Origin of the sequence: Nocardioides mangrovicus, from assembly GCF_003674065.1 — a bacterium.
GTDB classification, from domain to species: domain Bacteria; phylum Actinomycetota; class Actinomycetes; order Propionibacteriales; family Nocardioidaceae; genus Marmoricola; species Marmoricola mangrovicus.
In genome coordinates this window covers 181589-201212 of the sequence record NZ_RDBE01000006.1, presented here as the reverse complement: position 1 = coordinate 201212, position 19624 = coordinate 181589, and the positions used below count along the sequence as shown (strand labels likewise).

23 protein-coding genes are annotated in these 19624 nt (G+C 72.1%); 13 read left to right on the top strand and 10 right to left on the bottom strand.

Going from position 1 to position 19624, the window contains the following annotated elements; translation table 11 throughout:
* Nucleotides 1-2: 2 nt before the first annotated feature.
* A complete protein-coding gene (locus D9V37_RS06880) occupies nucleotides 3-797 on the bottom strand; it encodes an ABC transporter permease (protein ID WP_121805403.1) in 795 nt (264 codons plus the stop codon).
* Between the two features lie 48 nt (nucleotides 798-845).
* On the opposite strand from D9V37_RS06880, the gene selD reads away from it, so the two are divergent.
* The 4 genes from selD (at nucleotide 846) to D9V37_RS06865 (ending at nucleotide 2393) form a co-directional block, all read left to right on the top strand.
* Nucleotides 846-1820 (top strand): selenide, water dikinase SelD, encoded by a 975-nt coding sequence (selD, locus tag D9V37_RS06875; protein ID WP_121805402.1) that lies wholly within the window; start codon nucleotides 846-848, stop codon nucleotides 1818-1820.
* Nucleotides 1821-1886: 66 nt separating this feature from the next.
* Nucleotides 1887-2069 (top strand): hypothetical protein, encoded by a 183-nt coding sequence (locus D9V37_RS06870; protein ID WP_121805401.1) that lies wholly within the window; start codon nucleotides 1887-1889, stop codon nucleotides 2067-2069.
* A complete protein-coding gene (locus D9V37_RS20190; RefSeq protein ID WP_158604398.1) occupies nucleotides 2066-2206 on the top strand; it encodes a hypothetical protein in 141 nt (46 codons plus the stop codon). Before D9V37_RS06870 ends, D9V37_RS20190 begins: the two co-directional genes overlap by 4 nt.
* Nucleotides 2199-2393, top strand: a complete 195-nt coding sequence (locus tag D9V37_RS06865; protein ID WP_121805400.1) for a hypothetical protein — start codon at nucleotides 2199-2201, stop codon at nucleotides 2391-2393. The genes D9V37_RS20190 and D9V37_RS06865 overlap by 8 nt, the downstream gene beginning before the upstream one ends.
* Nucleotides 2394-2399: 6 nt before the next feature.
* Here D9V37_RS06865 and D9V37_RS06860 read toward each other — a convergent pair whose 3' ends face one another.
* The 3 genes from D9V37_RS06860 to D9V37_RS06850 form a co-directional block, all read right to left on the bottom strand.
* The gene (locus tag D9V37_RS06860) at nucleotides 2400-2993 is read right to left on the bottom strand and encodes a maleylpyruvate isomerase N-terminal domain-containing protein (protein ID WP_121805399.1); all 594 of its coding nucleotides are present in this window, start codon (nucleotides 2991-2993) and stop codon (nucleotides 2400-2402) included.
* Nucleotides 2994-3014: 21 nt separating this feature from the next.
* A complete protein-coding gene (locus D9V37_RS06855) occupies nucleotides 3015-3476 on the bottom strand; it encodes an aminoacyl-tRNA deacylase (RefSeq protein WP_121805398.1) in 462 nt (153 codons plus the stop codon).
* Between the two features lie 156 nt (nucleotides 3477-3632).
* Nucleotides 3633-5111, bottom strand: a complete 1479-nt coding sequence (locus D9V37_RS06850) for an MFS transporter (RefSeq protein WP_121805397.1) — start codon at nucleotides 5109-5111, stop codon at nucleotides 3633-3635.
* A 107-nt stretch (nucleotides 5112-5218) separates the two neighbouring features.
* Here D9V37_RS06850 and D9V37_RS06845 point away from each other — a divergent pair, with 107 nt between their 5' ends.
* From D9V37_RS06845 to D9V37_RS06810, 8 genes are all read left to right on the top strand, one after another.
* Nucleotides 5219-6124 carry a helix-turn-helix transcriptional regulator gene (locus D9V37_RS06845; RefSeq protein WP_121805396.1) on the top strand — a complete coding sequence of 302 codons (906 nt, stop codon included), beginning with the start codon at nucleotides 5219-5221 and terminating at the stop codon, nucleotides 6122-6124.
* 70 nt (nucleotides 6125-6194) lie between these two features.
* Nucleotides 6195-7895, top strand: coding sequence for a sodium:solute symporter family protein (locus tag D9V37_RS06840; RefSeq protein WP_121805395.1), 1701 nt, complete (start codon nucleotides 6195-6197; stop codon nucleotides 7893-7895).
* Nucleotides 7896-7904: 9 nt separating this feature from the next.
* Nucleotides 7905-8189 (top strand): hypothetical protein, encoded by a 285-nt coding sequence (locus tag D9V37_RS06835; RefSeq protein ID WP_121805394.1) that lies wholly within the window; start codon nucleotides 7905-7907, stop codon nucleotides 8187-8189.
* 1 nt (nucleotide 8190) lies between these two features.
* Nucleotides 8191-9000 (top strand): PGAP1-like alpha/beta domain-containing protein, encoded by an 810-nt coding sequence (locus tag D9V37_RS06830; protein WP_121805393.1) that lies wholly within the window; start codon nucleotides 8191-8193, stop codon nucleotides 8998-9000.
* A 9-nt stretch (nucleotides 9001-9009) separates the two neighbouring features.
* Nucleotides 9010-9354 (top strand): hypothetical protein, encoded by a 345-nt coding sequence (locus D9V37_RS06825; protein ID WP_147455881.1) that lies wholly within the window; start codon nucleotides 9010-9012, stop codon nucleotides 9352-9354.
* Between the two features lies 1 nt (nucleotide 9355).
* Nucleotides 9356-10804, top strand: a complete 1449-nt coding sequence (locus tag D9V37_RS06820; protein WP_121805391.1) for a calpain family cysteine peptidase — start codon at nucleotides 9356-9358, stop codon at nucleotides 10802-10804.
* Nucleotides 10804-11052, top strand: coding sequence for a DUF6406 domain-containing protein (locus D9V37_RS06815; RefSeq protein WP_121805390.1), 249 nt, complete (start codon nucleotides 10804-10806; stop codon nucleotides 11050-11052). Before D9V37_RS06820 ends, D9V37_RS06815 begins: the two co-directional genes overlap by 1 nt.
* A complete protein-coding gene (locus D9V37_RS06810) occupies nucleotides 11049-11444 on the top strand; it encodes a DUF6406 domain-containing protein (RefSeq protein ID WP_121805389.1) in 396 nt (131 codons plus the stop codon). Before D9V37_RS06815 ends, D9V37_RS06810 begins: the two co-directional genes overlap by 4 nt.
* Here the strand turns inward: D9V37_RS06810 and D9V37_RS06805 are convergent.
* The 6 genes from D9V37_RS06805 to D9V37_RS06780 form a co-directional block, all read right to left on the bottom strand.
* On the bottom strand, nucleotides 11434-12249 hold the full coding sequence (locus D9V37_RS06805) for an ABC transporter permease (protein ID WP_121805388.1): 816 nt from the start codon (nucleotides 12247-12249) through the stop codon (nucleotides 11434-11436). The genes D9V37_RS06810 and D9V37_RS06805 overlap by 11 nt on opposite strands.
* Nucleotides 12242-13201 (bottom strand): ABC transporter ATP-binding protein, encoded by a 960-nt coding sequence (locus tag D9V37_RS06800; RefSeq protein ID WP_198412425.1) that lies wholly within the window; start codon nucleotides 13199-13201, stop codon nucleotides 12242-12244. The genes D9V37_RS06805 and D9V37_RS06800 overlap by 8 nt, the downstream gene beginning before the upstream one ends.
* Complete coding sequence (locus tag D9V37_RS06795; protein WP_121805387.1) at nucleotides 13198-14304, bottom strand: LolA-like protein; 1107 nt, start codon at nucleotides 14302-14304, stop codon at nucleotides 13198-13200. Before D9V37_RS06795 ends, D9V37_RS06800 begins: the two co-directional genes overlap by 4 nt.
* A 57-nt stretch (nucleotides 14305-14361) precedes the next feature.
* On the bottom strand, nucleotides 14362-15132 hold the full coding sequence (locus D9V37_RS06790; protein WP_121805386.1) for an SDR family NAD(P)-dependent oxidoreductase: 771 nt from the start codon (nucleotides 15130-15132) through the stop codon (nucleotides 14362-14364).
* Nucleotides 15125-16129, bottom strand: a complete 1005-nt coding sequence (gene galE / locus D9V37_RS06785; protein WP_121805385.1) for a UDP-glucose 4-epimerase GalE — start codon at nucleotides 16127-16129, stop codon at nucleotides 15125-15127. Before galE ends, D9V37_RS06790 begins: the two co-directional genes overlap by 8 nt.
* Nucleotides 16130-16260: 131 nt before the next feature.
* Entirely contained in the window at nucleotides 16261-16728 is a 468-nt protein-coding gene (locus D9V37_RS06780; RefSeq protein WP_121805384.1) for an SRPBCC family protein, read from the bottom strand.
* 132 nt (nucleotides 16729-16860) lie between these two features.
* On the opposite strand from D9V37_RS06780, the gene leuS reads away from it, so the two are divergent.
* On the top strand, nucleotides 16861-19341 hold the full coding sequence (gene leuS, locus D9V37_RS06775; protein ID WP_121805383.1) for a leucine--tRNA ligase: 2481 nt from the start codon (nucleotides 16861-16863) through the stop codon (nucleotides 19339-19341).
* Nucleotides 19342-19624: the final 283 nt, after the last annotated feature.

Below are 19624 nucleotides of genomic sequence, written 5' to 3'. Positions count from 1 at the left end.
GGTCACCCACCCTGCACCTCCAGTTTGTGCCGGCCGGCGCGGGTCATCGCCTGCCCGGCCGCCAGCGTCAGCACCAGCCAGACCAGCTGCTGGCCGACCAGCCCGAGTGCCGCGGCGCCGACCACGCGACCCGAGAGCAGGTCGACCGGGTACATCAGCATCGACGGGAACGGCGTCAGCGCGGCGGTCGTCCGCAGCCAGTCCGGGAACAGCGAGATCGGCACGAACAGGCCGGCCAGGAAGCCGGAGAGCACCAGGTAGAACACCTGCAGCCCGCGCGTCTCCACCAGCCAGAAGCCGCAGGCGCCCACCAGGAACACGGTGGCGCCGGAGATCACCAGGCCGAGCAGCAGCGCGGCCGCGCCGAGCGCGTACCCGGTGACGCCGTGCGGCACGTCCATGCCCACCAGCAGCACGCCGATCGCCAGCGTCGGTAGGCCGCGTGGCACCAGGTTGAACAGGGACCGGCCGAGCTCGGTCGTGATCGCCGCGGCGTGGACGTCGAGCGGGCGCAGGAAGTCGACGACCACGCTGCCGTCCTTGATGCGGTCGGCCAGGTCCGTGCGGCCGTTGAGGTTCACCGAGCCCAGCAGCCCCTGGGAGAGCCAGATGTAGGCGCTCATCGCGCCGACGTCGTAGCCGCGCAGCTGGCCGCCGGCGGCCCGGACCGCCGCGAACAGCACGGCCACCTTGAGCAGCCCGAAGGTGGTGTTCGCGACCAGGCCGCCCAGCGCCGCGAGCCGGTACGTCGACTGGCGCCGGATGCCCGCGAGCAGCAGCCGCCAGTAGGTACGCACAAGGGCGAGAACTTACCTTCTCGGCGACCGGGTCGCTACGGTCGTGACGTGCGGTTGACCCAGTACGCGTCCGGTGGTGGCTGTGCCTGCAAGGTGCCGCCCGGCGAGCTCGAGCGCGTGGTCGGCTCGCTGCCGGCCGTCGGCGGCGAAGACCTCCTGGTTGGTCTCGACACCGGCGACGACGCCGCGGTCGTGCGCATCGAAGAGGGTCGTGCGGTGGTGGCCACCACCGACTTCTTCACCCCGGTCGTCGACGACGCCTACGACTGGGGCCGGATCGCCGCGGCCAACGCCCTCTCCGACGTCTACGCGATGGGCGGCACCCCGCTGGTGGCGCTGAACCTGCTCTGCTGGCCGCGCGACCGGATCCCGTTCGAGCTCGCCGCCGAGGTGCTGCGCGGCGGCGCCGACGTCTGTCGCCTCGCCGGCACCCACCTGGCCGGCGGTCACAGCATCGACGACCCCGAGCCCAAGTACGGCCTGGCCGTCACCGGGCTGGCCGACCCGGCCCGGCTGATGCGCAACGACGCCGGTGAGGCCGGGCTGCCGCTCACGCTGACCAAGCCGCTTGGTCTCGGCGTGCTGAACAACCGGCACAAGGCGACCGGCGAGGTCTTCCCCGACGCCGTGACGACGATGACGACGCTCAACCGCAACGCCTCGCGGGCGGCCCTGGACGCCGGCGTCGTGTGTGCCACCGACGTCACCGGCTTCGGGCTGCTGGGCCACCTGTTCAAGCTGTGCCGGGCCAGCGGCGTCTCCGCCGAGGTCGACGCCGCGGCGGTGCCCTACCTCGACGGTGTGCGCATCTCGCTCGCCGACGGCTACGTGCCGGGCGGCTCGCGGCGCAACCTGGACTGGGTGCGCCCGCACCTCGACGCCGCGGTGACCGACGACGAGCTGCTGCTGCTGGCCGACGCCCAGACCTCCGGAGGGCTGCTGGTGGCCGGCGAGCTGCCCGGCCACCCAGTGGTCGGCCGGCTGGTAGCCCAGGACGGTGGCCCCCGCATCGCCGTGAGGTGACCGGCTCCTCGAAGCTGCGAGGGCGTGAGCGAGAGTGAGGCGTGAGTGGCTGGGTACGGGACGCGCATGAGCGAGCAACAGCCCGAACGCATCGACGCCGACATCACGCCCGACGACAGTGTCGACGGCACGGCCACCGGCAACCCCGTCGCCGGCGTCCAGATCGACGAGCAGGAGGCCGAGCGGGCCGTGGAGCCCGACGACAACAGTGCCCTCGAGGTCGACGGACCGCAGCAGAGCCACCCGTGAGCAAGCAGGTGTCCGAGGCCGGCGGCGCGGCGGGCGACCCGAACGACCTCGAGGCGCAGGCCGGCGGCGCCGACGCCGTGCCCGACAAGTCGACCGGCTCCGCGACCGGCGACGAGGAGGCCAACCTCGATGAGTGACCCGCGCTCCATCGACCCCGAGCAGGCCGAGACCGACGAGGTCGACGTCGCCGAGCAGGACGGCTCCTCCTCGGCGCCCGAGCAGGACCCCGGCGACTCCGGGTCGGAGGCGGCCGACCGGGAGGCGCTGCGCGAGATGCCCGAGGGCACGGCCGAGGAGCAGGACCAGGTGGGCGAGGGGGAGTAGCCCCGCTCAGCCGCCGAGCACGGAGAAGCCGACCGGCAGCGACTCTCGTCCGGTGAGCGCCAGCAGCACCGCGACCTGCCGTTCGACGGGCAGTAGCCGGGCGCACAGCTCCAGGGCCGGCGCTGCCGTGGCCGCGATGACGTCGGGCACCGGCCGGTCCAGCGCTCGGGCGAGGTCGAGAGTGTGCACGGTCAGCTCGAAGGCACGGGTGGGTAGGTAGCCCTCCAGAATCATCAGGCCCACGGGCGTGGCCACGGGCGCCTCATCGGGCGTCGACACCACCAGCTCCGCCACCCGCGTGGCGATCGCGAGCGCCGCACCACGCGGGTCCTCACCCAGCGCCGCGCCGGCGTCGACTCCGCGCTGCCGCACCTGGGCGGGGTCCGCGAGCCCGGCGGCGACGGCGCGGAAGTAGTCGGCCGCTCCGGTCAGCGTCGGACCACCACCTGGTTCGGCTGGGGCCAGGTAGCTCTCGACGGTCAGGAACGCTCGGCAGGTGTGACCCAGCAGAGCGCGGACGTCCCAGTCGCCGAGGCCGGGGGAGTCCAGCCGAGCATCCTCCGGGCCCCCGACGACCTCCCCGAAACCCCGAGGCCGCACCGGCGAACCACTCGCGCGGGCTCACGCCGCCTCCGTGACGTCGGCGACCCCGGCCGCGAGCGCCACGATCGCATCGGCCGCCTCCAGGGTGGCGCCGACGCCGTGCGCCCCCGCGCCGATCGAGATCGTCCCGGTGACCCGCTCGTCGGCGACCACCGGCCAGGCATGCGTGGCGCTGAACGGCGTGATGGTGCCGCGTTCGTAGCCCGTCGCCTCCTGCGCCACCGCGGCGTCGGGCATGGAGAGCCGGCTGACACCGAGGAGGGTGCGCAGCTTGGGCCACGAGATCTGCCGGTCGCCGGGCACGAGGACGAGCACGTAGTCGTCCTCGGCGCGGCGGACCACGAGCGTCTTGACGATGCGGTCGGGCGTCACGCCGCGGGCCCGGGCCGCCTCGGCGTGCGAGCCGACCGGGCCGTGCCGGGTGATCTCGTAGGCGATGCCCGACGCCTCCAGCGCCGCCACCGCTCGCTCCTCGGACACGTCGGCGAGCCTAGTGCCGCGGGCACGAGCTCATGGGACGGTCGGCGCCGCCATGGCACGCACCCCGCTGCGCTGGCATCGCTAGGAAGACGCCCCGGTGTGCCGACGCGACGCCGCGGACGACGCGAACCGTTCCAGCACGTCGCACCCGCGCCACTAGGCGGCCTCGGCGAGCTCCTCGCGGTACGCGGCGACGACGGGCTGCCGCCGCGGTCGTAGCCGCAGCGCCACCGGCACCATCAGCACGCCGACCACGGCCAGCAGCAGGCTGACGATTTCCAGGGCGCGGCCGGCGCCGAGCGACCCGCCGGCCAGCGCCAGGTAGAGGGTGCCCACGGTGGCGGCGCCCAGCGCCAGGCAGGTCTGCTGGGTGGTGATGAGCAGGCCGCTGGCCAGTCCGGCCTGGTGCGTAGGCACCTGGCCGAGCACAACACCCATCAGCGGCAGCATGACCAGGCCGTTGCCGAGACCGACCAGGACGAGCGGGCCGGCCAGGTTGACCGGGTCCACGTGGGGCCACACGCCCGCGGCGACGCCGGCGGTCGCGGCGTAGCCGACGGCGGAGAGCACCCAGCCGCGGGCGATGATCGAGGGCCCCCAGCGCCGCTGCAGCCGCGGGCCGGCGATCGAGACCACGAGGAACGCCAGCGCGAACGGGCCGAGCGCGAGCCCGCCCTCCAGCGGGGACAGCCCTGCACCGGTCTGGGTGGCCAGCGCGAAGACGAACATGAAGCCGCCGAAGCTGGTGAAGAAGGCCAGCCCGTTCGCCAGGCCGATCCGCATCTCGCGCAGCGCCAGCACCGACGGCGGCACCAGCGGGGTGCGGCCCAGCCGCTCGGCGCGGGTCTGGTGGTAGCCCAGGCCGACCCCGATCGGGACGACGACGGCCAGCACGGCCCAGATCCAGAACGGCCAGTGCAGCGGCCGCCCCTCCGAGAGCGGGAACAGCAGCACGACCAGGGTGCCGCCGAGCAGCGTGGCGCCGGTGGCGTCCACCGGCAGCCGGTCCTCGGCCCGGGTCTCGGGCACCGTGCGGCGGGTCAGTGCCAGCGCGACCAGGCCCACCGGCACCGCGACCAGGAAGTTCGCGCGCCAGCCCAGCCCGGCCACGTCGGCCTCGACCAGCCAGCCGCCCAGCACCTGGCCGGCGGCCGCGGCCAGCCCGGCCGAGGCGCCGAAGAAGCCGATGGCCCGGGCCCGCTCCTCGCCCTGCCGGGTCGCGGTGATGGTGGAGAGCACCTGCGGGGTGAGCAGCGCGGCGAAGACGCCCTGGGCCGCGCGGGCGACGAGCAGCGCCGGCAGCGTCGGCGCGAAGCCCGAGAGCAGCGCGGTGACCGTGAAGCCGGTGAGCCCGACGACGAAGAGGCGCCGCCGGCCGAGCCCGTCGCCGAGCCGGCCGCCGACGACCACCAGCGCCGCGTTGGTGATGCCGTAGCAGGCGACCACCAGCTGCAGGGCCGCGGCCGAGGCGTGCAGGTCGCGGCCGATGGCGGGCAGGGTGACGTTGACGATGAAGAAGGACATGACCGGGAGGAACGCGCCGATCAGCAGCACGACCAGCCCGGGTCCGGTGAGTCCGAGAGGGCCGTTCGAGCGGTGCAGCGGGGCCACCGCGGAGCGGGAGAGAAGAGCCATGACACCACGTTGGCGGAATCTGAAACTGGTACCAAGACACTGTTTATCCTGTTACCGGGAGCACCTGGCTACCTGGCTCGTCACCGCGCAGGATGGGGTCCGTGAGCATGTCAGCACCAGTCGTTCAGCCGACCCCGCCCTCGTCCGTGGCGGGTCCGGCGTCCCCGGAGGCCGACCGCCGCCAGGAGCTCGCCTCCTTCCTGCGCAGCCGCCGTGAGCGGATCCGGCCCGAGGAGGTCGGGCTGCCCCCGGGTGGGCGGCGTCGTACGCCGGGACTGCGACGCGAGGAGGTCGCCCAGCTCGCCGGGGTCGGGGTCACCTGGTACACGTGGCTGGAGCAGGGCCGCGACATCAACGTCAGCGCCCAGGTCGTCGACGCCATCGCCCGCACGCTGCGGCTGAGCCGGCCCGAGTGGTCGCACCTAGCGCTGCTGGCCGGCACCAGCCCCACCACCGCCGACCCCGGGTGCGCGGCGCTCTCACCGGTGACGCGGGCGGCGGTCGACGCCCTCGACCCGCTGCCGGCCCTGGTCCTCAACGACCGCTACGACATCCTCGCCCACAACGCCGCCTACTCCCGTGCCGTGACCGACGTCGACGCGCTGCCGGTGCACGAGCGCAACCTGGTGTTCCAGGCCTTCACCCGCGGCCGCATCTGCGACGTCATGGTCGACCCCGACACCGCCCGGGCGCGGATGGTCGCGGCGCTGCGGGCCGCCGCCGCCAACCACTTCGGCGACAGCTCCTGGCAGCGGTTCATCGCCGGCATGCAGAGCGCGTCGCCCCAGTTCGCCGACCTGTGGGAGCGCCACGACGTCGCCCCGGTCGCCCAGCAGACCAAGCGCGTCCTGCACCCCGAGCTGGGCACCCTGACCTTCGAGACCGCCAACCTCTACCCGCAGGTCAACGGCCACGTGCGCGTGGTCGTCTACGCACCCGCCGACGAGGAGACGCGCCAGAAGCTCGAGCGCCTCGCCGAGCAGGCGACGCCGCCGTCTCGCCCCGGTGGGTGAGGCGTGAGCGGGCCGGTGGGGGAGTAGCCTGCCCGGCGGGTTACATCGGGAGAGACCTAGGAGGCCATCGATGGTGCTGGCGACGGAGAGCGCGCTACGACTCGGGACGAACTGGGTCGACTACCTGCTCATCGCGATCTACTTCGTGTTCGTGCTGGGCATCGGGGTGATGGCGCGACGCGCGGTCTCCAGCAGCCTGGACTTCTTCCTCTCCGGACGCTCGCTGCCGGCGTGGGTGACCGGTCTGGCCTTCATCTCGGCCAACCTGGGCGCGGTCGAGATCGTCGGCATGAGCGCCAACGGCGCCCAGTACGGCATCCCGACGGTGCACTACTTCTGGATCGGCGCCGTGCCCGCCATGCTCTTCCTCGGCGTGGTGATGATGCCGTTCTACTACGGCTCCAAGGTGCGCTCGGTGCCGGAGTTCATGCGCATGCGGTTCGGGCCGACGGCCCACCTGGTCAACGCGTTGAGCTTCGCGATCGCGCAGCTGTTGATCGCCGGCATCAACCTGTTCCTGCTGGCCAAGATCGTCGAGGTCATCCTCGGCTGGCAGCTGTGGGTCTCGCTCATCGTCGCGGCCCTCATCGTGCTCGCCTACACCACGCTCGGCGGGCTGTCGGCGGCGATCTACAACGAGGTGCTGCAGTTCTTCGTCATCGTCGCCGCACTGCTGCCGCTGACGATCATCGGGCTGAACAAGGTCGGTGGCTACGGCGGCCTGAAGGACAAGATCACCGCCGCCGGCAACGGCCACGCGCAGCTCTCCTCGTGGCCCGGCACCAACCTGACCGCCATCGACAACCCGGTGCTCTCGGTGCTCGGCCTGGTCTTCGGCCTGGGCTTCGTGCTCTCGTTCGGCTACTGGACGACGAACTTCGTCGAGGTGCAGCGGGCCATGGCCAGCAAGTCGATCTCGGCCGCACAGCGAGCGCCGATCATCGGCGCCTTCCCCAAGATGTTCATCCCCTTCATCGTCATCTTCCCGGGCATGATCGCCGGCGTCCTGGTCTCGGCGGTCGCGAAGGCCAAGGCCGACTCGGGCTCGTCGTTCGACTTCAACAACTCGCTGCTCTACATGATCCGCGACCTGCTGCCCAACGGCATGCTGGGACTGGCGATCGCCGGCCTGCTGGCCTCGTTCATGGCCGGCATGGCGGCGAACATCTCGGCCTTCAACACGGTCTTCAGCTACGACCTGTGGCAGACCTACGTCGTGAAGGACAAGCCCGACGGCTACTACCTCTCGGTGGGCCGCTGGGCGACGCTGGCGGCGACGGTGGTGGCCATCGGCACGGCGACCTTCGCCTCGCAGTACCAGAACATCATGAACTACCTGCAGACCCTGTTCGGCTTCTTCAACGCCCCGCTGTTCGCCACCTTCATCCTCGGCATGTTCTGGAAGAAGATGACGCCGACCGCCGGCTGGACCGGCCTGGTCTCGGGCACGCTGGCCGCCATCGTCGTCTCGGTCCTGGGCACCGACGTGCTCGGCAGCCTCTCCACGGGCGTGTGGTCGCTCAGCGGTCAGGGCGCGAGCTTCGTGGCCGCGCTGGCGGCCTTCATCGTCGACGTCGTGGTCAGCGTCGTCGTCACGATGGTCACCGCACCCAAACCGGAGTCCGAGCTGCGCGGGCTGGTCTACAGCCTGACGCCCAAGGAGGACTTCCACGACGACAACGAGGGCGTGCTCACCTGGTACCAGAAGCCGACCGTGCTGGCCGGCATCGGAGCCGTGATGGTCATCGTCCTCAACATCATCTTCTGGTGAGGAGCAGCCATGAGTGAGCACGACAACCGCCACACCGCCGGTGCGTTCGACGTCCGTACGTTCATCGCGGCGTTGATGGGCGTCTTCGGCGTGGTGCTGGTCCTGACCGGCATCTTCGGCGGCAACGAGACCACCATCGGCACCAAGGCCGACGGCAACCCCAACCTGTGGGTCGGCATCGCGTTGCTGGTCTTCGCCGCCGTGATGCAGGGCTGGGCGATGGCGCGTCCCACGATCGTCGACGAGGAGCAGCTGGCCCGCGACGAGCAGGAGGGGCCGCCCGCCGGCCACTGACGTGCTCGAGAGCCTGGCGCCCGCACGGCGACGGCTGGTGATCGCCGTGGCGGGTGTCGTGGTGCTCGCGGTGGTGGTGGCGGTCGCCGTCGTGGTCGTCCGCCGGATGACGGGTGGTGGCGTGGCCGACCAGGCCACGCCCGGACCGGTGGTGCTGGTGCCGGGCTACGGCGCCGACCTCGCTGCGCTCGACCCGCTGGCGCGCACGCTGGTCCAGCAGGGCAGGACGAGCGTGGTCTTCCGGCCCGCCGACGACGGCACCGGGGACCTGCGGGCCGAGGCCCGGGCGCTGGGTCGCCTGGTGGACCGCACACTGACCTCCTCGCACGCGGAGTCCGTGGACCTGGTCGGGTACTCCGCCGGCGGGGTGGTGGCCCGCCTCTACGTCCGCGACGACGGCGGCCGGCACACGGTGCGGCGGGTGCTCACCATTGGCTCGCCCCACCACGGCACCGACGTCGCCCAGCTGGCTGAGGACGTCGCGGGCAGCTGCCCCACGGCCTGCGAGCAGCTGGCCACCGGCAGCGACCTGATCCAGCGCCTCGACGCGGGGGACGAGACGCCGACGGGCCCGCGCTGGGTCACCGTGCGGTCGAGCTCGGACCGTACCGTGGTGCCCACCGACAGCGCCGAGCTCGCTGGGGCGCTCAACGTGCTGGTGCAGGAGGTGTGCCCGGGCCGTACCACCAGCCACGGCGCGCTGCCCGGCGACCCGGTGGTGCTGGCCACCCTGCGCAGCGCGCTGGGTCGTGCCGTGCCGAGCCGCCCGCGCGCCGCGTGCGGGGGTTTGTCCGGTAGCGCGGATGGGTAGACCGGCGCCATGACGTCGCCGGAGGAGATGGAGCAGGCCGCCGACCGGCTGCGCGCCTGCGCTCGTACCGGGCGCGAGAAGGCCCAGGCGCTGGCCACCCAGCTCGACGCGGTGGTCACCACCTCCGGTGACGACGGCGTCTGGAAGGGGCCGTACCCCACCAAGGCCACCGCCGACCTCACCGCCGACCAGCAGGCCCTGGGGCGTGCTGCCGACCTGCTGCGCCAAGACGCCGCCGCCTGGGACCGCAAGGCCGACCACCTCGACGCCGACGCCGCTGACGCACGGGCCGAGGCGAAGAAGCAGGCCGCGGCGAGGTCGGCCGCCGACCAGCAGCCGGCGGGGGCGCACTGAGGTGGGCACCGTCGGATTCGACGTCACCCGGCTCTCCGCGCTGGCTACCTCGATCGCCACGGCCACGCCCGGCCTGGGCGATCTGGAGAGCGACATCGCCACGCTGCGCTCGAAGGCTGCCGACGACATGGGCGGCACGCCGGTGCCCTCGGACGCCGGGCTCACGACGCCGTCGATCAAGGACGTCGGGCTGGGCGCGCTCGACGTGTCCACGGAGATCAAGCGCCGGTTGCAGCTGATCCAGCAGGCGGCGTCGCTCAAGCGGCTGGGGATCGACATCGACGCCCAGCCGATGGCGCTCGACGTGGTGGACGACACGAAGGTCGACGACGCGGTCGACGCCACGAAGGGCCTGCTCGACAAGGACTGCGGCATCAACGGCAACCGCGACGACCTCGGCGCGTTGAAGGACCAGCTCGACCGGCTCAACCCCGAGGAGCTCGACCAGGTGCTCGACGGGCTCAGCGACCAGGAGCTGGCGCGGCTGGGCGACATGGCGCGCGACACCGACGACTCGGGCTGGTCGCCCTTCGACCACAACGGGCTGGAGCGGCCCGAGCGGTTCGAGTTCTTCGGCAGCATCCTCAGCCGGGTCTCGCCCAGCCGAATCCCGCGAGTGGTCGCGGCGTTCCCGGAGCTCAACCCCGGCTTCGACACCACCGACGGCGCGCTGGACGAGAACTCCCAGACCGGCGAGTCCGCCCAAGGCATGCACTACGGCGTCCCCGAGGGCCAGCTGTGGCGCTACGGCCCGGACGGGAAGCCGGTCGTCGACTCCTCGGAGTCCGAGCAGGGCAGCCTGGGCGACTGCTGGTTCATCGCCTCGATGCTCGCGGCGCAGGGAGCCGACAAGAACTTCATCCCCGACCACATGCAGCAGAACCCCAACGGCACCATCTCGGTGCTGATGGGTGACGAGGACGGCGACGAGCACTGGACCACCGTCACCAACGAGCTGCCGCTCAAGCCCGACGGCTCGGTCGCGATGGCCCGCGGCGACTACCTGTGGGGGTCGTACTACGAGAAGGCCTTCGCGCAGCTCTACACCGGCGACGACGGCGGCGCGCCGGACGGCAAGGAGGGCGACCCGGACTACGACAAGAAGGAGGTCGGCGACTACGGCGCCCTGGAGTGGGACTACAACGACAAGCCCGCGCCGTACATCTCGGGACACGGCGCCGACGATCTGGGTCACGACTTCGACGACATCCGCGACCACTTCCGCGACGGCGACCCGGTGATCATCTCGACCAAGTCCGACGCGCCCGACCCACCCTCGGAGTGGGGCAGCTCCTACAGCACCCGTCACGTGTACTTCGTCAAGAGCGTCACCGACTCCACCATCACCGTCGGCAACCCGTGGGGGCCGGACTACCCCGACATCACGATGACCCAGGACCAGTTCGACGACTACTACGACAGCGGCTCGGCGATGGACCTGGACCACTGATGGGCCGCCTGCAGATCACGGTGCGTCGCGGGACGCCGTTCGACCTCGACGGCGGCGCGCGCCTGACCATCAACGACATGCGCACCGACCCCGACCGGGCCGTGCTCGCCGTCACCGGCGCCGGCGACGCGGTGCGGACGACCGCGGCCACGGGCGACGTGGTGGACCTCGCCGGCCGCAGCTGGCTGGTGGAGAGCGTCATCGTGGGCGATCGTGGCAGCGTGGTGCTCGTGGGAGCTGAAGAGTGAGCCGCTGCCGCCCCGGTGCGGTGCCGGCCGGCCACGTGCTGGCGGCCGCCGCGCTGGTGGGGCTGCTGCTGGTGGCCGGCTGTAGCGGGTCGCCGTCGTCGGATCCCTCGGGTGCGGCGTCCACCGGCTCCTCGGGCGCGGCGTCGTCCTGCCCGGGCGGGGAGATCCGGCTGCTGCAGGGCCAGCCGGCCGACCTGCCCGGCGGAGGCAGCGCCGGCATCGGCCAGGTCAGCTCCAGCCGGCCGCCGACGGTGCGGCTGGCCATCGGCGGGACCGACGTCGACGCGGCGTCCGACCTGTCGGTCGGCGACCGGTTCTCCGTGGCCGGCAGCACCTACCAGATCACCTGCATCTCGCGCAGCAAGGTCACGGCCAAGCAGGTCAGCTCGTGACGTCCTTGGTCGCGAAGTTGGCCCAGGCCGCAGCCAGGAACACCACGAGGTAGGCCAGCTGCGCCGCGGCGCCGTGCAGCACGCCGGTCCAGCGGATGGGGTCGCGGAAGAGGTCCACGAAGGAGAGCCAGTACCGCGTGGGCAGGTAGTCGCGAATCGCGTCTGCCGCGTCGAGCCCGAGCAGCACGGTGGAGCCGATCAGCACCCCGATCGTGCCCAGCGCCGCGGCGACGGCCGACTCGGTGAGGGTGGAGAAGAACAGCGCGACCGCGGCCACGCTGAGCATCGAGAGCGTCACGTAGCCGAAGCTCATCGCGGTCCGCTCGAGCAGCTGGATGGTGGTCAGCGAGCTGCCGGAGACGCTGACGACGCCGGCGGTGGAGGTGTCGGTGCCCAGCAGCAGGACGCCGGTGACGTAACCGACCAGCGCCACCACCAGCGTCGTCAGGAAGACGAAGGCGACCACGCTGACCAGCTTCGCCAGCAGCAGCCGGCCGCGGCGCACCGGGCGCACCAGGAGGTAGCGCAGCGTCCCGGCCTGGGCCTCGCCGGCGATCGCGTCGCCGCCCACCACGGCCACGGCGACCGGCAGGAACAACGGCAGCACGATGCCCAGCGCGGCGAGCGGGTAGAGCGTGCCGTCGCTGAGCACGGCGGACAGGAACGGGGGACCGGTGCCCGGGCGCGGCGCCAGGTCGGTCACGGCCAGCAGGATCGCGACGACGACCGGCAGCACGTTGAGGGCCGCGATGGTGATCCAGGTGCGCGGCCGGCGCAGCATTTTGACCAGCTCGACGCTAACCACGGCCCGCCCCCGCTCCGACCTCGTCGTCGGCCACGGCACCCGGCGTGGCGCCGGGATCGGTGGCGGCCAGCACGACGTCCTCCAGCGACCGGCGCACCGGTCCGACCTCTGCCACCCGGCAGCCACCCTTCACCAGCCGGTCGGTGACGTCGGCGGCGTCCGGCGAGCTCACCACCAGCTCCGCCCCGTGGGAGCGGGCGCCGGGCAGCAGCGACCGGGCCAGCTCCTGGTCGGGGGTCACCACGCGCACGAGACCGGTGGGGGCGGTCAGCGTCGCCAGGTCGTCCTGCAGCACCAGCCGGCCGCCGGCCAGCACGCCGACCCGGGTGCACATCTGCTCGACCTCGGCCAGCAGGTGGCTGGAGACGAAGATCGTCGTCCCGTCGCGGTTGAGGCGCAGCAGCAGCTCGCGCATCTCGCGGATGCCCTGCGGGTCCAGCCCGTTGGTCGGCTCGTCGAGCACCAGCAGCTCGGGTCGTCGCAGCAGCGCGGCGGCCAGTCCCAGGCGCTGGCGCATGCCGAGCGAGTAAGTCCGCGTCGGACGGCGATCGGCCGGGTCGAGACCCACCTCGGCCAGCACCTCGCGGATCCGGCGCCGCCCGGATCGCGGGCCCGGCCCGGCGGCGTCGAACGTGGCCAGGTTCGCCCGCCCGGACAGGTGCGGGTAGGCACCCGGCCCCTCGACCAGCGCCCCCACGCGCGGCAGCACCGAGCCCGCGGCGCGCGGCATCTCCTCCCCGAGAACCTCCGCGCGGCCGGAGGTGGCCAGCACCAGACCGAGCAGCATCCGGACGGTGGTGGTCTTGCCCGAGCCGTTGGCGCCGAGGAAGCCGTACACGTCGCCGGCACGGCAGTCCAGGTCGACCGCGTCGACGGCGGTGAGCGAGCCGAAGCGCTTGGTCAGGCCGTAGGTGCGGATCGCGCCGGTGTCGGTCGATCGTCCGGTGCTCACCGCCGCTCCACCCCCACGCCCTCGCGCAGCTCGGGCACGGCGGTCAGCAGCTTCTGCGGGGTCACCGTGCCGGCGAGCAGGAAGTGGCCCGTGCGGTCGAAGACCAGCGCCACCGAGAGCGGGCCGAGCCGCAGCGTGAGCCGGGCCTCGGTGCGGCTGCGGGTCGTCGTCGCCGCCGGGCTCTGGGCCAGCTGGTCGTAGAGCTCGTGCGCGACCTGGTGGCGCAGCGGGATCACCAGGACGTCGGTGAGGCCGCGCCCGTAGATGCCGACCGCGCCGAAGTCGGCCGGGTCGCCGCGTCGCTTCATGCCCGCCAGCGAGGACGGCATCGTGAACGGGGCGAACGCGTTGGCGCCGGCCGCGTCGTCGATGGCGTAGCTGGTGTGCACCTTCACCCCTGAGGGGAAGTCGAAGCGGGTGGTCGAGGCCGACGGCGCCCCCAGGTGCACCGAGGAGGCCTGGGTGGTGAGGACGGGCACCCGGCTGCCCGCGGCGTACACCGCGACCCGCAGCGGCAGGCCGCTGGCCTCGTCGGCCCACAGGTCGACGTGGGAGATCGTCGTGCCGGCCTGGTCGGGCACCAGCCGGAGCCCGACGGCGCTGTGGCCGGCGATGCGCTGGGGGGCCAGCCGGGTGAGCTCGTCGTCCCGGGCGCCGGACAGCGCCCGCGCGGCCAGGGTGGGGGGCAGCAGGTCGGACTCGTCGGGGAGCCGGACCGGGCTGTAGCTGGTGGTGACGGCACGCCGGCTCTCGTAGGTCCAGCGCACGACCCGGTCGTCGTCGCGGGCGAGGTCGGACTCGCCGCTGCTACGGGTCCGGTCCACGCGCCAGCTCGTGGCGCTGCGCCACCAGACCCGTAGGTCGCTGGTGCCGCCCGCCAGGGAGGAGAGGTTGGCGAAGCCGGCGGTGCCGGGCACCTTCAGCGAGCCGACGGTGTGCACCTCGCCGCTCCAGCCGAGCTTCTCGGCGGCTCGCACGCGGTCGGCCACCTGGGCGGCGCTGAGGCCGGACCCCGACGCCGGCCAGAGCCGCAGCACGGTCGGGGGCGCTGCGACGGCCACCGCCACCAGCGCCACCAGCAGCCAGCGCAGGGAGGCGGTCATCCGTCGAACCTACGTGCCCCCTCCACGTGGTGAAAGGTTCAACCACGGCCCTTTGGTTCAGGTGATGGTGATACCTCCGTCCACCGCCAGCGTCTGTCCGGTCACGTAGCCGCCCGCCGGCGAGACCAGCCAGACCAGGGTCGCGGCGAGCTCGGCCGGGTCGCCCTTGCGTCCCATCGGCACGCGCTGCATGGCCAGGTCGAGGTAGCCGTCGGGGTACTGGTCGGTCATCTCGGACTCGAAGAACCCGGGGGCCAGCGCGTTCACCCGGATGCCCTTGCGGCCGGTCCACTGGGCGGCCAGGTCGCGGGTCAGCCCCACGAGTGCCGCCTTGGACGCTGAGTACGCCGCCTGCGGGAGCCCGGCGGTCGTCAGGCCCAGGATGGAGGAGATGTTGACGATGCTCGACCCCGGCTCCATCACCCGGCCACAGGCCTGCGCCATCCAGTAGCAGCCGTTGAGGTTGACGTCGATGACCTGCCGGAACTGCTCGGGCGTCTCGCGCGTGGCCGGCACCGCGGTGCCGACGCCGGCGTTGTTGACCAGCACGTCGACCCGGCCCAGCCGCTCGACCGCGGCGTCGACCAGCGCCTGGCAGGAGTCCGGATCGGCGACGTCGGTGGCCACCGCCTCGGCGCGACGGCCCACCGACTCCACCAGCTCCTTGGTCTGCGCCAGCCGGTCGACGCGGCGCGCCCCCAGCACCACGTCGGCGCCGGCCTCGGCCAGCGCCTGCGCGAAGGCGACGCCCAGTCCGGAGGACGCGCCCGTGACGATGGCGACCCGGCCGTCGAGGCGGAACCGGTCCAGCGTGGTCGGCTCACTCATAGCCCAGCACCTGCTCTCGCTTGTCGGCCCAGGCCAGCGCCGAGGCGATGGCGTCGTCGATGCTCTCGGTGGCCGACCAGCCCACCACCTCGCGGATCTTGTCGACTGCTGCGAAGGCGCCGACGGCATCACCCGGCCGTGGCGGGGCCTCGCGGATCGGCACCTCGGCGCCGAAGACGCGCTCGAAGGCGGCGACCAGCTCGCGCACCGTGGTGCCGTCACCGGTGCCGATGTTCATCACCGAGCTGGTCGAGCCCTCGGCGGCGATGACGTCGTCGAACCGCTCCACGACGGCGACGTGCGCGCGGGCGACGTCCCAGACGTGGATGTAGTCGCGGATGCCGGTGCCATCGCGGGTCGGCAGGTCGGTCCCGGTGATGGTGAAGGCGTCCTGCTGGCCGCGTGCGGCGAGCACCAGCTGGCCCAGCACGTGCGAGGGCTCCTTGGCGTAGATGCCGGACTCCAGGTCCGGGTCGGAGCCGATGGGGTTGAAGTACCGCAGGATCACCGCCCGCAGGTCGGTGGCCGCCGCGATGTCGCTCAGCGCCATCTCCATCATCAGCTTGGTCCGGGCGTAGGGCGACCCCGGCGCGAGCGGGTCGGTCTCGACGACCTCGAAGTCGTCCTTCAGCGCGTACAGCGACGCCGAGGAGGAGAACAGCACCCGCGGCTTGCCGAGCTGCTGGAGCTGGTCGAAGAGCTCCAGCGACTTCGCCACGTTGTCGCGGTAGTACTCATAGGGCTGGGCCACCGACTCGGGCACGATGATGCGCGCGGCCATGTGGATCGTCGCGTCGAGGTCGGGGTGCTCCTCGACGACGCGTGTCAGCAGGCTCCGGTCGCCGATGTCGCCCTCGTAGAAGATCCGGTCGCGCACGAACGCCCGCGGACCGGTGAGCAGCGAGTCGAGCACCACCGGCGTGTGGCCGGCCTCCTCGAGCGCCTTGCAGACCGTGGACCCGATGTAGCCGGCGCCGCCGGTGACGAGGACCTTCACCGTGGCCCTCGCAACGTCTTCCGGGGGAGCGGAGCAGCGGTGCGAGACGTCACGGGATGGTCCATGACTGTGACCCTAGCGAGGCGCGCTGGCTCGGCGCTGGGCCCGGCCTGTGACACCTCGTGGCAGGCTCAAGCGGCTCCCTCGACGATCTGCCTGATGCGGGCCAGCGTGGCCGGGATACCGGTGAGCGCCTCCTGCCGGCGGTCGTCGATCACGCGGTCGGCGTGCTCGCCGTACTTCTCGACGAACACCTGCTTGGTGGCGTCGTTGATGGCCCACGACTCGCTCAGCTCGGTGCCGCCCTCGACCGCGCGCAGCCGGTAGGCCCACGCCACGAGGTTGCCGTCGACCTGCCAGGCGAAGGCGACGCCGGGCTCGGCCTCCTTCACCTGTGAGCGGGTCTCCCAGACCCGGCCGCCGGACTCGTTGCGGCCGCCGAACCAGGCGCCGACGCCGCGCTCGGCGTCGTCCTCCCACCAGCAGGCGCGGCACACCGGGCTCCACTCGCCCACGCGCGTGACGTCGGAGACGACGGCGTAGACGTCGGCGAGCGGTGCGGCGATCACGATCGAGTCCTCGTGGCGGTCGACGCTCATGGGGTCAGTTAACATGGGCCCGTGCAGACGTCCCTGCTCCTTGCCTAGCCGCGCCGGGTTCTCACCCCGCGCGGCCGCCCTCCCATGTGGAGGGCTTTGTCATGTCAGGAGCAGATGAGAGAGAGCGACCAGATGAGCGAGCAGGACACCTTCCGTGCCGACCCGTCCGAGGCCGACCGCTACGACGTCGCGGCCGTGCAGGCGAAGTGGCTGCCGGTGTGGGACGAGCTGGAGCCGTTCAAGGCCGACGACGACTCGGCCGCGGAGAAGCGCTACGCATTGACGATGTTCCCCTACCCCAGTGGCGACCTGCACATGGGTCACGCCGAGGTCACCGCGCTGCACGACGTGATCTCGCGCTACTGGAAGCTGCGCGGCTTCGAGGTGCTCAACCCGATGGGCTGGGACTCCTTCGGGTTGCCCGCGGAGAACGCCGCGATCCGCAACGACGAGCACCCCGCCACCTACACCTACGCCAACATCGAGACCCAGTACGAGTCGTTCAAGCGCTACGCGGTCGGCTTCGACTGGACCCGGCGGCTGCACACCTCCGACCCCGAGTACTACCGCTGGACGCAGTGGCTGTTCTTGAAGTTCCGCGAGCGAGGGCTGGCCTACCGCAAGCTGGCGCCGGTGAACTGGTGCCCCAACGACCAGACGGTGCTGGCCAACGAGCAGGTCGTCGACGGCCGCTGCGAGCGCTGCGGCGCCGAGGTCACCAAGCGCGAGCTGAGCCAGTGGTACTTCAAGATCACCGACTACGCCCAGGCGCTGCTGGACCGGCTCGACGACTTGGAGGCGACCTGGCCCGAGCGCGTCGTCACCGCGCAGCGGAACTGGATCGGCCGCTCCGAGGGTGCGCACGTCGACTTCGTGGTGGGCGATCGGGTCGTCACGGTCTACACGACGCGGCCCGACACCCTCTACGGCGCCACGTTCATGGTGGTCGCGGCCGATGCCAAGCTGGCCGCCGAGCTGGTCACCAATGAGCAGCGGCCGGCCTACGAGGCGTACGTGGAGCAGGTGCGCAAGGCCTCCGACATCGAGCGGATGTCGACCGAGCGGCCCAAGACCGGCGTCGACCTGGGCGTCACTGCCACCAACCCGGTGACCGGCGAGCAGGTCCCGGTGTGGGCGGCCGACTACGTGCTGGCCGACTATGGCACCGGCGCGATCATGGCCGTCCCCGCGCACGACCAGCGCGACCTGGACTTCGCCCGTGAGTTCGGGCTGCCGGTGCGGATGGTGGTCGACACCGGCGAGGAGGACCCGGCGGTCAGCTTCGTCGCCACCACCGGCAACGGCAGCTACGTGAACTCCGGGCCGCTGGACGGGCTGAGCGACAAGGCCACCGGCATCCGCACGGTCATCGAGCAGTTGCAGGCCGACGGCGTCGGCGAGGGCACGGTGAACTTCCGGCTGCGCGACTGGCTGCTCTCGCGGCAGCGCTACTGGGGCGTGCCGATCCCGATCGTGCACTGCCCGACCGACGGCGAGGTCGCCGTGCCTTACGAGGAGCTGCCGCTGCAGCTGCCCGACCTGCGCGGCGCCGACCTGAAGCCCAAGGGCGTCTCGCCGCTGGCCGCCGCGGACGACTGGGTCAACGTCAGCTGCCCGCAGTGCGGCGGCCCGGCGAAGCGCGACACCGACACAATGGACACCTTCGTCGACTCCTCGTGGTACTTCCTGCGCTACTGCTCGCCGCACTTCGAGGACGGCCCGTTCGACGAGGACCTGGTGCGGGCCTGGATGCCGTGCGACATCTACGTCGGGGGCGTCGAGCACGCGGTGCTGCACCTGCTGTACGCGCGGTTCTTCACCAAGGTGCTGCACGACATGGGCATGGTCGACTTCGAGGAGCCGTTCGCCGCGCAGCTGAACCAGGGCATCGTCATCAACCAGGGTAAGAAGATGTCGAAGTCGCTGGGCAACGGCGTCAACCTGGGCGCGCAGCTGGAGGAGTTCGGCGTCGACGCCGTACGGCTGACGCTGGTCTTCGCCGGCCCGCCCGAGGACGACATCGACTGGGCCGACATGTCGCCCGCGGGGTCGCTGCGGTTCCTGCAGCGGGCGTGGCGGCTCTCCGGCGACGTCACCAGCGCTCCGGGGACGGTCGACGGCGGGGACGTCTCACTCCAGAAGGCCCGCGCCCGGACGGTGCACGACGCCGCCGAGCTGGTGGAGAGCCACCGCTTCAACGTCATGGTGGCGCGCGTCATGGAGCTGGTGAACGCCACCCGCAAGGTGATCGACGCCGGCGGTGCCGCCGACCCCGCCGTCCGCGCCGCCACCGAGACCGTCGCCCAGCTGCTGTCGCTGGTGGCGCCCTACGTGGCCGAGGAGATGTGGGAGCGGCTGGGCCACCAGCCGCCGATCGCCCGCACCAGTTGGCCGACCTACGACGAGGCGCTGCTGGTCGAGGACACCGTCACCGCGGTCGTCCAGGTGCAGGGCAAGGTGCGCGGCCGCGTCGAGGTCCCTGCCGACGTCTCCGACGCCGACCTCGAGGCCGCGGCGATGGCCGACCCAGCGGTGCAGAAGGCGCTGGAGGGCGCCACGGTGCGCAAGGTGATCGTCCGGGCTCCGAAACTGGTCAACGTCGTCACGGGGTGAGGCGGGGCGGGTTCTGGGCGGTCTCGGCGGCGCGGGGTTTTGCCGGGTGCCCGGCAAAACCCCCCGAATTTCGCTCCAGAAACGGTCGATGAGACGAGTTCCGTGGGGTCACAGTCCGATGTGCCTGGAGTGTCCCCACGGCCTCCCGGGTCCAGATCTCGGTGGCGGGGGTTTTGCCGGGTGCCCGGCAAAACCCCCCGGAAATCCGCTCCAGAAGCGGTCGCCGAGACGAGTTTCGGGCAGACACCGTCCGATCTGGCCCGTTCTGCGTACCGAGTCAGCT

Coding starts and splice junctions, on each gene's coding strand:
- leuS (WP_121805383.1), top strand. CDS start 16,861: ATGAGCGAGCAGGACACCTTCCGTGCCGACCCGTCCGAGGCCGACCGC.
- D9V37_RS06825 (WP_147455881.1), top strand. CDS start 9,010: ATGACGTCGCCGGAGGAGATGGAGCAGGCCGCCGACCGGCTGCGCGCC.
- D9V37_RS06835 (WP_121805394.1), top strand. CDS start 7,905: ATGAGTGAGCACGACAACCGCCACACCGCCGGTGCGTTCGACGTCCGT.
- D9V37_RS06790 (WP_121805386.1), bottom strand. CDS start 15,132: ATGAGTGAGCCGACCACGCTGGACCGGTTCCGCCTCGACGGCCGGGTC.
- D9V37_RS06795 (WP_121805387.1), bottom strand. CDS start 14,304: ATGACCGCCTCCCTGCGCTGGCTGCTGGTGGCGCTGGTGGCGGTGGCC.
- D9V37_RS06865 (WP_121805400.1), top strand. CDS start 2,199: ATGAGTGACCCGCGCTCCATCGACCCCGAGCAGGCCGAGACCGACGAG.
- D9V37_RS06840 (WP_121805395.1), top strand. CDS start 6,195: ATGGTGCTGGCGACGGAGAGCGCGCTACGACTCGGGACGAACTGGGTC.
- D9V37_RS06845 (WP_121805396.1), top strand. CDS start 5,219: ATGTCAGCACCAGTCGTTCAGCCGACCCCGCCCTCGTCCGTGGCGGGT.
- D9V37_RS06815 (WP_121805390.1), top strand. CDS start 10,804: ATGGGCCGCCTGCAGATCACGGTGCGTCGCGGGACGCCGTTCGACCTC.
- D9V37_RS06850 (WP_121805397.1), bottom strand. CDS start 5,111: ATGGCTCTTCTCTCCCGCTCCGCGGTGGCCCCGCTGCACCGCTCGAAC.
- D9V37_RS06870 (WP_121805401.1), top strand. CDS start 1,887: ATGAGCGAGCAACAGCCCGAACGCATCGACGCCGACATCACGCCCGAC.
- D9V37_RS06780 (WP_121805384.1), bottom strand. CDS start 16,728: ATGAGCGTCGACCGCCACGAGGACTCGATCGTGATCGCCGCACCGCTC.